Annotated in this window: 14 protein-coding genes and 1 riboswitch; of the genes, 5 read left to right on the top strand and 9 right to left on the bottom strand. The window is 78.6% G+C overall.

Annotation, left to right across the window (positions count from 1 at the left end):
- The 9 genes from cobA to ACI78R_RS17330 all read right to left on the bottom strand — a co-directional run.
- The coding region (gene cobA, locus ACI78R_RS17370; RefSeq protein ID WP_457041621.1) for a uroporphyrinogen-III C-methyltransferase at positions 1 to 1,198 on the bottom strand (1,198 nt) is incomplete at its 3' end.
- A gap of 29 nt (positions 1,199 to 1,227) precedes the next feature.
- Positions 1,228 to 2,748: an Rv2231c family pyridoxal phosphate-dependent protein CobC gene (gene cobC, locus ACI78R_RS17365; protein WP_457041620.1), complete on the bottom strand. Its 1,521-nt coding sequence runs from the start codon at positions 2,746 to 2,748 to the stop codon at positions 1,228 to 1,230.
- The gene (locus tag ACI78R_RS17360) at positions 2,739 to 3,593 is read right to left on the bottom strand and encodes an energy-coupling factor ABC transporter ATP-binding protein (RefSeq protein ID WP_457041619.1); all 855 of its coding nucleotides are present in this window, start codon (positions 3,591 to 3,593) and stop codon (positions 2,739 to 2,741) included. Before ACI78R_RS17360 ends, cobC begins: the two co-directional genes overlap by 10 nt.
- Complete coding sequence (cbiQ, locus tag ACI78R_RS17355) at positions 3,590 to 4,327, bottom strand: cobalt ECF transporter T component CbiQ (RefSeq protein WP_457041618.1); 738 nt, start codon at positions 4,325 to 4,327, stop codon at positions 3,590 to 3,592. The genes ACI78R_RS17360 and cbiQ overlap by 4 nt, the downstream gene beginning before the upstream one ends.
- A complete protein-coding gene (locus ACI78R_RS17350) occupies positions 4,324 to 4,632 on the bottom strand; it encodes an energy-coupling factor ABC transporter substrate-binding protein (protein ID WP_454555263.1) in 309 nt (102 codons plus the stop codon). Before ACI78R_RS17350 ends, cbiQ begins: the two co-directional genes overlap by 4 nt.
- The gene (locus tag ACI78R_RS17345) at positions 4,629 to 5,321 is read right to left on the bottom strand and encodes an energy-coupling factor ABC transporter permease (protein ID WP_073418221.1); all 693 of its coding nucleotides are present in this window, start codon (positions 5,319 to 5,321) and stop codon (positions 4,629 to 4,631) included. Before ACI78R_RS17345 ends, ACI78R_RS17350 begins: the two co-directional genes overlap by 4 nt.
- Complete coding sequence (locus ACI78R_RS17340; RefSeq protein WP_457041617.1) at positions 5,308 to 6,699, bottom strand: cobyrinate a,c-diamide synthase; 1,392 nt, start codon at positions 6,697 to 6,699, stop codon at positions 5,308 to 5,310. Before ACI78R_RS17340 ends, ACI78R_RS17345 begins: the two co-directional genes overlap by 14 nt.
- Entirely contained in the window at positions 6,696 to 7,310 is a 615-nt protein-coding gene (gene cobO / locus ACI78R_RS17335; RefSeq protein WP_454555260.1) for a cob(I)yrinic acid a,c-diamide adenosyltransferase, read from the bottom strand. Before cobO ends, ACI78R_RS17340 begins: the two co-directional genes overlap by 4 nt.
- A complete protein-coding gene (locus tag ACI78R_RS17330; RefSeq protein WP_457041616.1) occupies positions 7,310 to 9,334 on the bottom strand; it encodes a putative cobaltochelatase in 2,025 nt (674 codons plus the stop codon). Before ACI78R_RS17330 ends, cobO begins: the two co-directional genes overlap by 1 nt.
- Before the next feature lie 61 nt (positions 9,335 to 9,395).
- A riboswitch (cobalamin riboswitch) is annotated at positions 9,396 to 9,479 on the bottom strand.
- A gap of 104 nt (positions 9,480 to 9,583) precedes the next feature.
- On the opposite strand from ACI78R_RS17330, the gene ACI78R_RS17325 reads away from it, so the two are divergent.
- The 5 genes from ACI78R_RS17325 (at position 9,584) to ACI78R_RS17305 (ending at position 12,576) form a co-directional block, all read left to right on the top strand.
- Positions 9,584 to 10,036 carry a hypothetical protein gene (locus ACI78R_RS17325; RefSeq protein ID WP_457041615.1) on the top strand — a complete coding sequence of 151 codons (453 nt, stop codon included), beginning with the start codon at positions 9,584 to 9,586 and terminating at the stop codon, positions 10,034 to 10,036.
- Complete coding sequence (locus tag ACI78R_RS17320; protein ID WP_073418230.1) at positions 10,033 to 10,326, top strand: transcriptional regulator; 294 nt, start codon at positions 10,033 to 10,035, stop codon at positions 10,324 to 10,326. The genes ACI78R_RS17325 and ACI78R_RS17320 overlap by 4 nt, the downstream gene beginning before the upstream one ends.
- The gene (locus tag ACI78R_RS17315; protein ID WP_073418232.1) at positions 10,323 to 11,384 is read left to right on the top strand and encodes an AbrB family transcriptional regulator; all 1,062 of its coding nucleotides are present in this window, start codon (positions 10,323 to 10,325) and stop codon (positions 11,382 to 11,384) included. Before ACI78R_RS17320 ends, ACI78R_RS17315 begins: the two co-directional genes overlap by 4 nt.
- Before the next feature lie 57 nt (positions 11,385 to 11,441).
- Complete coding sequence (locus ACI78R_RS17310; protein ID WP_457041614.1) at positions 11,442 to 11,726, top strand: hypothetical protein; 285 nt, start codon at positions 11,442 to 11,444, stop codon at positions 11,724 to 11,726.
- Positions 11,727 to 11,832: 106 nt separating this feature from the next.
- On the top strand, positions 11,833 to 12,576 hold the full coding sequence (locus tag ACI78R_RS17305; RefSeq protein ID WP_457041613.1) for a maleylpyruvate isomerase family mycothiol-dependent enzyme: 744 nt from the start codon (positions 11,833 to 11,835) through the stop codon (positions 12,574 to 12,576).
- Position 12,577 lies beyond the last annotated feature (1 nt).

Here is a 12,577-nt window from a genome sequence, read left to right as displayed (position 1 = left end):
CCCCCCCCCCCCCCCCCCCCCCCCCCCCCGCGCCCCCCCCCCCCCCCCCCCCCCCCCCCCCCCCCCCCCCCCCCCCCCCCCCCCCCCCCCCCCCCCGCTGGGTGGGCGTCGAGCCGTCGGCGACCACGGCGACCGGCGTGCCGGGCGCGCGGCCGTGCTCGACCAGCGCCGCGGCGATCGCCGGCGCGGTGTCGACGCCCATCAGCACGACGACCGTGCCGCGCAGCCGGCCCAGCGCCGGCCAGTCGACCAGCGACTGCGGGTGCCCCGGCGGCACGTGCCCGGACACGACGACGAACTCGTGGGTCAGCCCGCGGTGGGTGACCGGGATGCCGGCGAGGCCCGGGACGCCGATCGCGCTGGTCACGCCGGGCACGACCTCCACCGGCACGCCCGCGGCGACGCAGGCCTCGAGCTCCTCCATGCCGCGGCCGAAGACGAACGGGTCGCCGCCCTTGAGCCGCACCACCCGCTTGCCGGCCAGCGCGTGCTCCACGAGCAGCGCGTTGATCTGCTCCTGCGCCATCGACCGGCCGCGGGGCAGCTTCGAGGCGTCGATGACCTCGACCTCCGGCGGCAGCGAGGCGAGCAGCCCTTGCGGCGCGAGGTGGTCGGCGAGGACGACGTCGGCCTGGGCGACCGCCTGCTGCCCGCGCACGGTGACCAGCCCGGGGTCGCCCGGACCGCCGCCGACGAGGACGACGCTGCCGGTGCGCCCGCCCTCGGGCTCGCGGGCGGCGCGGTCACGGATGCTGCCGTCGGTGAGGCCGGCGACGACGGCGTCGCGCACGCCGACCGCGCGCTGCGGGTCACCGCCGCCGTGCACGCCGACCACCAGGTCGCCCTGCCGGCCGACCGCCGGGGTCCACACGCTGGAGGCCGACCGGTCGTCGGCGCGGGCGCAGAACACCCGCAGCCGCTCGGCCTCCTCGGCCACCGCGGCGTTGACGGCGGGGTCGTCGGTGGCGGCCACCGCGTACCAGGCGCCGTCGAGGTCGCCGGGCTCGTAACGGCGGCGCACCCAGGTCAGCGAGCCCGGCTCCACCAGCGCCTCGAGCGCCGGGGTGACCTCGGGGCTGACGACGGTCACCCGGGCGCGGGCCTCGAGCAGCCCGGCCACCCGGCGGTGGGCGACCGAGCCGCCGCCGACCACGACGACGCGGCGGTCGAGCAGGCGCAGGCCGACGGGGTAGACCACCCCGCTCGCGGGGTCGACGGGCGTGGCGCTCAGCGGTGCTCCTCCGGGACGGCGGCCTGCTGCGACGTCGTCGTCGTCGGGACCGGGGACTGCTCGGCGTCGTCAAGGATCGCAGCGAGGTCCGCGGCGAACGCACGCGAGGTCCCCGGGTCGCGCACGGCCACCCGCAGGTGGTCGGGGGACAGGCCGGGGAAGGTGTCCCCGCGGCGCACCGCCCAGCCGCGCCCGCGCAGCGCGGCGCGCACCCGCTCCCCGCCGGGCACGCGCAGCAGGACGAACGAGGAACGGGGCCCGGCGACCACGAGCCCGGGCGGGAGCGCGGCCAGCAGCGCGGCCCGGTGCCCGGCGAGTTCGCGGGCGGCCGCGTCGGCCTCGGCCCGCGCGGCCGGGGTGGTGCAGGCGGCCAGCGCGGCGATCGCCGGGGTCGACAGCGGCCAGTGCGGCTGCGCCTCGGCCATCGCGGCGACCAGGTCGCGCGGGCCCAGCGCGTAGCCGACGCGCAGCCCGGCCAGGCCCCACGTCTTGGTCAGGCTGCGCACCACGACCAGCCCGGGCAGGTCGGTGCGGGCCGCGAGCGACTCCGGCTCGCCGGGCACGGTGTCGGCGAACGCCTCGTCGACCAGCAGCACGCGGCCGGGGCGGGCGAGCGCGGCGACGTCGTCCGCGGGGTGCAGCACCGACGTCGGGTTGGTCGGGTTGCCGAGGACGACGAGGTCGGCGTCCGCGGGGACCGCCGCCGGGTCCAGCCGGTACGCCGGCGGCTCCAGCAGCAGCCGCTCGACGGGGTGCCCGGCCGCGCGCAGCGCCGCCTCGGGCTCGGTGAACGACGGGTGCACCACCACCGCCCGGCGGGGCCGCAGCGCCCGCGCGAGCAGCACGAACGCCTCGGCGGCGCCGGCGGTGGGCAGCACCTCGGCGGGGTCGCGGCCGTGCGCGGCGGCCGCCGCGGCGCGGGCCGGGCGCAGGTCGGGATAGGCGGCGACGTCGTCCAGCGCCCGCCGCAGCACCTCCCGCAGCCACGGCGGCGGGGTGCCGGCGCGGACGTTCACGGCGAGGTCGGTGAGGCCGGGCGCGAGGTCGAGGTCGCCGTGGTGGTCGAGATCCACTGTCGCCCTCCGGGCTCCGCCCGCGTCCAGGTGCCGTCCCCCCGTCTCGTGGAGCCCGTCCGTCCACGGCGTCCGGAGGGCCTCCGGCCCCCCATCCACCGCGGACACCGCCACGGTGACCCGCCCGTGCGCGGTCTTGGGCACGACGAGCCGGTCGCCGCCGAGCAGCGCCGCGGCCTCGGCCACCGACGCCGTCCCCACGGCGGCCGCCACCCGGGCGGACGGCGTCGGGACGGGCACGGCGGCGAGCAGCACGGCCGGGTGCCCGGTCAGCGGCCAGCCGCGGGCGGCCGCGGCGGCGGCCAGGCCCGGCTCGGCGGCGCGCGTGTCGAGGGTGGCCAGCGCGGCCACCCGGGCGCCCGCCGGCAGCGCGGCGTCGACGGCGGCGAGCACCTCGTCGGCCGACACCCCCGCGACCGCGCCGACGCCGACGGTCACGTCCACGGGGAGACGCCCGGGCGGTCGGGGAGCGCGGCGAGCAGCGCGGCGGCGTCGCGGGGGAGCGGCGCGTCGTCGGGGAGCAGCCCGAGCACGCGCAGCCGGGTGCCCACGCTCAGCGCCCAGGGCCTGCCCAGCCGCGCGCGGGCGAGCAGGTCGTCGTCGGCGAGGAGGGCGGCGGGGTCGCCCTGCACCACCCGCCGGTCGACGACGACGGCCACCTCGTCGGCCCAGGCGAGCGCCAGGTCGACGTCGTGGGTGCTCATGACGACCGTGGATCCGGACGCCTGCAGCCGGGTCAGCGCGGCCAGCGCCTCGGCGACGGCGGAGGGGTCGAGGCCGGCCGTCGGCTCGTCGAGCAGCAGCACGCAGGGGCGCATGGCGACGGCGCCGGCGATCGCGACGCGCTTGCGCTCGCCGTAGGACAGCTGGTGGGTGGGCCGGGCGGCCAGGCCGTCGACGGCGAGCAGCTCCAGCGCCTCGGCCACCCGGGTGCGCACCTCGTCGTCGGTCAGGCCGAGGTTGAGCGGGCCGAAGGAGACGTCCTGGGCGACCGAGGCGCTGAACAGCTGGTCGTCGGGGTCCTGCAGGACCAGCTGCACCTCCTGCCGGTGCGCGCGCAGCCCGCCGCGGGTGTGCCGCAGCAGCGCGCCGTCGACGGCGACCGCGCCGGCGTCGGGGCGCAGCGCCCCGGACAGGCAGCGCAGCAACGTCGTCTTGCCCGACCCGTTCGCGCCCAGCACCGCCAGCCGCCGCCCGGCGGGGATGCGGAGCGAGGCGCCGTCGAGCACCCGCCGGCCGCGCTCGTAGCCGACGACGAGCCCGTCGGCGGTCAGGCTGCGGTGGCTCATGCGCCGAGGACCCCGACGGCGACGAGGGCGGCGAGGCCCGCGCCGGTCGCGGCGAGGAACGCCGGCGAGGAGGGGCGGGCCTCGGGCAGCACGCGCAGGCCGGTCTCCATCCCGCGGCCGGCGAGGCCCTCCTGCAGGCGGCGGGCGCGGTCCCAGGAGCGGGTGAGCACCGCGGCGGCCAGCGCCCCCGACGAGCGCAGCGACCGCCGCCAGCCGGCGTGCCCCATCCGGGCGGTCTGCGCCTCGCGGATGGTGCGGAGGCTCTCCAGCAGCACGAACAGCAGCCGGTAGGTCACCGACGCGACCTCGACGACGGCCGCCGGGACGCGCAGCCTCGTCAGCGCCGGCAGCAGGTCGCTCATCGGCGTGGTGGTGGCGAGCAGGAGCACCGCCGCGCCGCCGGCGACCGAGTGCCCGACCAGCTCGCCGGCGCGGGCGGCGGCGTCGGGCGCCCAGCCCAGGCCGCCGCCGTCGACGGACACGACGGCGGTGACCGTGCCGACGGCGACGAAGGCCAGCGGCCAGCGCACCGCCCGCCCGAACGTGCGGGCCGGCACGCGGGCGGGGCCCAGCGCCAGCGCGACGGCGGCCAGCGCCACGAGCACGCCGCCGGGCCACACCGGCAGCACGAGCGCGCAGACGACGAGCCCGGCGGACAGGGCGAGCTTGTCCAGCGGCGAGCGGGTGCGCCAGGCGCTGGCCCAGGCGGCGTCGTCGACGGCCAGGCCCGTCACGGCGCCTCGACGGGCGGGTTCGCCTCCCGGGCCTGCCGGCGGCCGCGCAGCCGCCCGAGGACGTAGCCGAGCACGCCGCCGCCGAGCGCGGCCTGCAGCGCGAACAGGCCGGACTCGACCTCGCTCGACGACGGGCTGAAGACCGACTCGAACCACGGCGTGTAGCCGGACTCCTCGATCGTCCCGGTGGCCAGGCTGTCGGTGCCGGCGTACTCGGAGGCGCCGCCGTCGAGCACCAGCGGCAGCGCGAACAGGGCCACCACCGCGAGTACGAGCAGCGCGGTGACCAGTCTGCGGCGCGTCATCGGACCTCCTCCGTCGTCGCCAGGGGAGCGGGGCGGAGCAGGCCGAGCCGCTCGAGCTCCGGGCGGGCGTTGACCGTCAGCACCCGGAACAGCAGCACGCCGAGCAGGCCCTCGGCGACCGCCAGCGGCACCTGGGTGAGGGCGAAGACGCCGAGGAACTTGGCCGCCGCGCCGGCGAAGCCGCCGGCGGCGTCGGGGAAGGCCAGCGCCAGCTGCAGCGACGTCGTGACGTAGGTGGCGAGGTCGGCGAGCGCGAGGGCGACGAAGACGCCCGGCAGCAGGCCCGCGCCCAGCGACCGGGCCAGCCGGTAGGCGCCGTACCCGGCCCACGGCCCGACGACGGCGAAGGCGAACGCGTTGGCGCCCAGCGTCGTCAGCCCGCCGTGCGCGAGCAGCAGCGCCTGGAACAGCAGCACCACCGTGCCGAGCAGCGCCATCACCGGCGGCCGGAACAGCACCGCCCCGGCCCCGGTGCCGGTCGGGTGGCTGGAGCTGCCGGTGACCGAGGGCAGCTTGATCGCGCTGAGCACGAACGTGAACGCCCCGGCCGCGCCGAGCAGCAGGGTGGACTCCGGGCGCTCGCGCACCTCCCTGACCACCGCGCGGGCGCCGTGGACGACGAAGGGTGCGGCGGCGACCGTCCAGCCGATCGCGTGCGGAGCCGGCAGGAAGCCCTCAGCGATGTGCATGCGACTCCGATCGGTCGGCGCGCGCGGCCGCGGCGGCGCAGGCGGTGACGAGGCGCTCGGCGAGCTGCGGGCTGCCGGCGCGGTTGAGGTGCAGGTAGGAGGCGTGCACCGAGCCCGCGACGAAGCCCTCCGGCCCGGCCGCCGACCACTGCCAGGCCGGCGTCGTGCCCGCGGGCGGGGTGGCGGTGGTGCGGTGGAACTCGTGGCCGCGCACCCGCGTGCCGGCCGGGGCCAGCACGCTGTCGGTGACCGCCACCGCGGCGCGGTAGCCCAGCGTCAGCCGCGGGGTCATGGACGTGGCGACGTCGAGGACGCCGCACATCGGCGCGCCGTCGAGCTCGCGGGACAGGTAGAGCAGCCCGGCGCACTCGGCGGCGATCGGCCCGCCGCGGGCGGCGAGCGCGGCGACGTCGGCCCGCAGGGTCTCGTTGGCCGACAGCGCGTCGGCGTAGACCTCGGGGAAGCCGCCGCCGACGACGAGCCCGGCGGTGCGCTCGGGCAGCGCCTCGTCGCGCAGCGGGTCGACCGTCACCACCTCGGCGCCGGCCGCGGTGAGCAGCTCGGTGTCCTCGGCGTAGCCGAAGGTGAACGCGGGCCCGCCGGCGACGGCGATCCGCGGCCGCCCGGCCACGGGGGTGACCTCGGCGGCGGGGTCCCACGGCGTCGCGGCCAGCGGGGGAGCGGTGCGGGCCAGCCGCAGCACGGCCTCGAGGTCGACGCCGGCGGCCATCACCTCACCGAGGCGCCGCACGGTGGCCAGTGCCTCGGCCGAGCGCTCCGCCGCGGGCACCAGGCCCAGGTGCCGCGACGGCGTGGCCAGCGACTCCATCCGCCGCAGCGCGCCGAGCACGGGCACCCCGGCGGCGCCGAGCGCCTCGCGCAGGATCGCCTCGTGCCGGTCGCTGCCGACCCGGTTGAGCACCACGCCGCCGATGCGCACCGAGGGGTCGAAGGTGGCGAACCCGTGCACCAGCGCCGCCACGCTGCGCGCCTGCGACGAGGCGTCCACGACGAGCACGACCGGCGCGCGCAGCAGGCCCGCGACGTGCGCCGTCGAGGCGAACCCCGGCTCCACCTGCGGGTGCGTGGCGCCGTCGAACAGGCCCATGACCCCCTCGACGACGGCGACGTCGGCCCCGCGGGCGCCGTGCAGGAACAGCGGCGCGATCCGCTCCTCGCCGACCAGCCACGGGTCGAGGTTGCGGCCCGGGCGCCCGGCGGCCAGGCCGGCGTAGCCGGGGTCGATGTAGTCGGGGCCGACCTTGTGCGGCGAGACGGTGAGCCCGCGGGCGGTGAGCGCCGCGACCAGCCCCGTGGTCACCGACGTCTTGCCCGCGTTGCTCGACGGGGCGGCGACCACCAGGCGCGGCGGGTTCACCACTCGATCCCCCGCTGGCCCTTCTGGCCCGCGTCCATCGGGTGCTTCACCTTCGTCATCTCCACGACGAGGTCGGCCGCCTCGACCAGCGCGGGCGGGGCGTCCCGCCCGGTGACGACGACGTGCTGGGTGCCCGGGCGGTGCACGAGCGTCTCGACGACGTCGTCGACGTCCACCCAGCCCCACTTCAGCGGGTAGGTGAACTCGTCGAGGACGTAGAAGCGGTGCGCCTCCGCGGCGAGGTCGCGCTTGATCTGCGCCCAGCCCTCGGCGGCGTCGGCGGCGTGGTCGACCTCGGTGCCCTGCCGGCGCGACCAGCTCCAGCCCGAGCCCATCTTGTGCCAGACCACCGGCCCGCCCTCGCCGGTCTGCTCGTGCAGCCGGCCGAGCGCGGTGAGGGCGTTCTCCTCGCCGACCTTCCACTTGGCGCTCTTGACGAACTGGTAGACCGCGATCGGCCAGCCCTGGTTCCACGCCCGCATCGCCATGCCGAACGCGGCGGTCGACTTGCCCTTCATCGACCCGGTGTGGACGGCGAGCAGCGGCCGGTTGCGGCGCTGCCGCGTCGTCAGCCCGTCCTGCGGGACGACGGCGACCTGTCCCTGCGGCATCAGGCGGCCTCTCGCACGGAGCGGACGGTGGCGGCGAGCGACTCGGCCGCGAGCTCTTCCAGCCGCAGCGTCTGCGCGCCCAGGTGCGCGCCCAGCACGCCGGCGAGGCCCAGGCGGACCGGCCCGGACTCGCAGTCGACGACCACCGCGGCGGTGCCGTCGGCGGCCAGCCGCTGCGCGGCCGCGTGCGCGGCGCCGAGGGCGTCGGTGCCGCGCGGCCCGGTGGCGCGGCCGTCGGTGACGACGACCAGCAGCGGCCGGCGCTGCGGGTCGCGCACCCGCTCCACCCGGAGCGTGTCCGCGGCGCGCAGCAGGCCGGCGGCCAGCGGGGTGCGCCCGCCGGTGGGCAGCTCGCGCAGCCGGGCCGCCGCGGCCTCGACCGACCAGGTGGGCGGCAGCGCGAGGCCGGCGTCGGCGCCGCGGAAGGTGACCAGGCCGACCTTGTCGCGGCGCTGGTAGGCGTCGAGCAGCAGCGACAGCACCGCGCCCTTGACCGCGCCCATCCGCGCCCGCGAGCCCATCGACCCGCTGGCGTCGACGACGAACAGCACGAGGTTGCCCTCGCGGCCCTCGAGCGTGGCCTGGCGCAGGTCCTCGCGGGCCACCCGCAGGCCGGGGCCGGTGCGGCCGCGCGCGGTCTGGTGCGGCGCGGCGGCGAGCACGGTGCCGACCAGGTGCAGCCGGGTCACCGGGCCGTTCGGGCGCACGGAGCCCACGACCCGGCCGCGCTCGGCGCGCGCCTTCGACCGCCGCCCGGCGGCGCCGGCGCCCACGCCGGGCACCTCGAGCCGGCGCGCGCGGAACGGGTCCGACGGCGCGACCGCGGCCCGCTCGCCCGCCGGCGCTCCACCGCGTCCCTCGCCGTCGTCGGGAGGGCCGTCGTCGCGCAAGTGGCCCTGCTCCGCCGGGGAGGACTCGCCGTCCGCGCGCGGGGTGTCGTCCCGGGGCGGGGGCGCGCCGCCGCCGTCGTCGGGGCCGTCCGGGGGCGGCGGCGGGTCCTCGTCGGGGCCGTCGTCGGGGCGGGAGTCCTCGAGCGCCTGGTCGAGCGTGTCGTCGTCGAGGCCCGGCGCGTCGAAGGGGTTGCGCCGCCGGCGGTGGGGGAGGGCGAGGCGGGCGGCCACCCGGACGTCGTCCTCGGTGACCTCGTCGCGGCCGGCCCAGGCGGCGTGCGCGACGGCGGCGCGGGCGGTGACCAGGTCGGCGCGCAGCCCGTCGACGTCGAAGGCGGCGCACACGGCGGTGACCTGCTGCAGGGCGGCGTCGGAGAGGACGACGTGCGGCAGCCGCGTCCGGGCGCCGGCGATCCGCTCCGCCAGCGCGGCCTCCTCGCCGGCCCACGCCGCGGCGAAGCCGGCCGGGTCGGCGTCGTACGCGAACCGCCGGCGGACCACCTCGGCGCGCACCGCCGGGTCGCGCGGCGCGGCCACCTCGACGGTCAGGCCGAACCGGTCGAGCAGCTGCGGGCGCAGCTCGCCCTCCTCGGGGTTCATCGTCCCGACCAGCAGGAACCGGGCCGCGTGCCGCACCGAGACGCCCTCGCGCTCCACGTAGGCGGTGCCGAGCGCGGCGGCGTCGAGCAGCAGGTCGACGAGGTGGTCGTGCAGCAGGTTGACCTCGTCGACGTAGAGGACGCCGCGGTGCGCGGCGGCGAGGAGCCCCGGCTCGAAGGCCTTCACGCCCTCGGTGAGCGCCCGCTCGAGGTCCAGCGAGCCGACGACGCGGTCCTCCGACGCGCCGACCGGCAGCTCGACCAGCCGCGCGGGCCGGGTCTGCGCGGGCGCGCCGGGCTCGTGCGGGCCGTCGGGGCAGGCGGGGTCGGGCGCGGCCGGGTCGCAGGCGAAGCGGCAGCCGGGCACGACGGCGACCGGCGGGAGGACGGCGGCCAGCGCGCGCACCGTCGTCGACTTGGCCGTGCCCTTCTCCCCGCGCACCAGCACGCCGCCGATGGCGGGGGAGACGGCGTTGAGCAGCAGGGCCAGCCGCATGTCGTCCATGCCGACGACGGCACCGAAGGGATACGTCATGCGGGTGCACGGGTCCTCTCCCCGGGTGTCCACGCCCGGAGGTGGCAGGAGGCGGCGGCGGGAGTTCCTGACTCCCCGGGGCGCCTCGGGCGAGGCGTCCGGGTCACAGTGGCGGGACCGCGCCGGAGTCGCACCGGGCTTCCTCCACTGCCGTCGCTGTGGCCCGGTCATGGAACCACGCGACACTCCGGCGCGGCAGGGCGGGCAGTGACTTGACGGAACGGAAAGAGACGGTCCACACTTTCCGGCATGGAAAACGACGCCATCGACCGCGAGACCGCCGCCGCGCAGCTCGCCGCCCTGCGCTCCGACCGGGAGGCGCTCGCCGACCGGGTCGTGCAGCCCTGGTGGTACGACGTCGCCCTCGGGCTGCTGCTGTTCGGCTTCCTCGCCTCCTACGCCCTCGACTCCCTCTGGGTGACCTTCCCGGCGCTGGTGCTCTTCGGCGCGGGGCTCGGCGCGCTGGTCTCCACCTACCGGCGCCGCACGGGGCTCTGGCTGGACACCCCGCCGCGCGTCATGGCCGCCTGGGGCGCCTTCGTCCTCGTCGTCCTGGTGCCGGCGTTCGTGCTGGCGGTCGGCTTCGACCAGCACTGGGTGATGGTCCCCGCGGGTGCGGTGCTCGGTCTCGCCGCCGGCCTGCTCAGCCGCGTCTACGGCCGCCGCTGGGCCGCCGAGCTCCGCAGCGGGGGCGGGCTGTGACGGCCGTCGCGCCGCACTTCGACGCGGTCATCCACCCGCCGCCGCGCCTGCAGATCTGCGGCCTGCTCGCCGTCGTCGACACGATGGAGTTCGCCACCGTGCGCGACCGCGTGGGTGTGAGCGACTCGGTGCTGTCCAAGCACGTCAAGCAGCTCGAGGAGGCCGGCTACGTGGCGGTGAGCAAGACGACCGTCGCCAGCCGGCAGCGCACCAGCCTGTCGCTCACCCGCGAGGGACGCCGGGCCTTCGACGCGCACGTCGCCGAGCTGCGCCGCATCGCCGGCCTGTGAGGGCCGCCCGCCCCGACCCCCGGCGGCTCGCCGACGGCGCGCTGGTCGTCGCCGGGGCGGCAGGCGCCGCGGTCCTGCTCGACCTCGCCGGCGTCCCGTCGCCCGCGCTGTTCGGCGGGCTGCTGGCCGGCCTGGTCCGCGGGCTGGCCGGGCGCCGGGCGCTCGACGTCCCCCGCGCGGGGACGATGGCGGCCCAGGCCGTCGTCGGGGTCTCCATCGGCGCGCTGGTCGACCTCGACACCCTCGCCGCGATCGGCGAGGACGCGGTGCCGGTCCTGCTGGTCACCCTCGCCACGCTGCTGCTGACGGTCGGCGCCGGCCTGCTGCTGCGGCTGCAGCCGGGGATCAGCCCGGTGACCGGAGCCTTCGCGATGATCGCCGGCGGGGCGTCGGGCATCACCGCGATGGCCCGCGACCTCGGCGCCGACGACCGGATGGTGGCGGTCCTGCAGTACCTGCGGGTGCTGCTGATCGTCGTGCTCATGCCCGTGGTGGCCACGGCGGTCTACGGCGCCGACCCGGGGGCCGGGACCACGGCCGCGACGCCGGACGGCCCGGGCTGGCCGGCCGGGCTGCTGTTCACCGCCGCCTGTGCCCTGGCCGGCTACCCGCTCGCCCGCCTCGTGCGGCTGCCGGTGCCGGCGCTGCTGGGCCCGCTGCTGCTGGCCGCCGCGGCCGACCTGTCCGGGCTCTCCGGCGGCGCCGACGTGCCGGCGGCGGTCGAGGCGGCGGCGTTCCTGCTCATCGGCCTGCAGGTGGGGCTGCGCTTCACCGTGGCGAGCCTGCGCACGGTCGGGCGGGCGCTGCCGCTCGCGCTGGCGATCATCGTGGGGCTGGTGCTCGCCTGCGCGGGCCTCGGCGAGGTGCTGGCGGCGTCCACCGGGGTCAGCCGGCTCGACGGCTACCTCGCGACGACGCCCGGCGGGCTCTACGCCGTCCTCGCCACGGCCACCGGGACCGGCGCCGACGCCACGTTCGTGCTCGCCGTCCAGGTGCTGCGGCTGTTCGTGATGCTGCTCGCCGCCCCGCTCGTGGCCCGGCGGCTGCGGCGGACCTGAGCGCGGCGGACCGGGCGCAGGGCCGGAGGCGGGGGCGGGCCGCCTACCCTGGTCCGGGTGACCGCGCCGAGGGAGGAGCCCGAGCTGACCGACGTCGACCCCACCGCAGCCCCGTCCGAGGACGCCGTCCTGCTGTTCGTGGGCGGCCCGCTCGACGGCCGGGTGGAGATCCGCGCCGCGCGCCACGGCGACCCGCTGCCGACGGTCACGCACGTGCACCTGCACGACGGCCCGAAGGTCGTCTCCCGCTACGACCTCCAGCCGCTGCCCGGCCAGGCCGGCGTCTACCACCTGCGCCAGCGCGCGCCCCAGGACCGGCGGGAATCCGCGCGCGCCGACTGAGCGGCCCGGCCCGGGACCCCTTGTCCCCGCTGCCCGCCGGGACGACCATCCCCGGCACGGTGCGGGCCCGCGCTCCCGACCGCCCGCGCCGGCGGAGGGAGCCGTCATGACCTCGCTCGCCGTGGGCCGCACCGCCGTCCTGGACCGGGACGAGGCGGTGCGCCTGGCCGCCACGGAGTACGGCCGCTTCGCCGACCTGGTCGCCGGCCTCCGGCCCGGCGAGTGGGCGCGGCCGACCGACTGCCCCGGCTGGGACGTGCGGGCCATGGCGGGGCACGTCCTCGGGATGGCCCGGATGGTCGCCTCGCCCGGGCAGTTCGTGCGCCAGAACGCGGCCGCGGCCCGCGCGGGCGGCGGCGTCGACTCCCTGACCGCGCTGCAGGTCCGCGAGCAGGCGCACCTCTCGGTGCCGGAGCTGGTGGCCGCCCTCGCCGACGTCGGACCGCGGGCCGCCCGCGGCCGGCGCCGGCTCGCCCGGGTCGTCGGCCGGCTGCCGCTGCCCGAGGCGCAGGGAGTGGGCGGCCGGCGGGAGTGGTGGTCGCTCGGGTACCTGCTCGACGTCGTCCTCACCCGCGACACCTGGATGCACCGGGCCGACGTCGCCCGCGCCACCGGCCGCGAGCCAGTCCTCACGCCGGAGCACGACGGCGTCCTGGTCGCCGACGTCGTGCGGGAGTGGGCGCAGCGGCACGGGCGCCCGTTCCGGCTGCGGCTCACCGGCCCGGCGGGCGGCACGTGGTCCGCGGGGGCGGGCGGCGAGGACGTCGAGTGCGATGCCGTGGAGTTCTGCCGGGTGCTGTCCGGCCGCGGCACCGGCGCCGGACTGCTCGCGCAGCAGGTCCCCTTCTAGC

This window comes from Geodermatophilus sp. SYSU D01106 (assembly GCF_054049995.1).
This window is presented reverse-complemented; position numbering and strand designations above follow the sequence as displayed.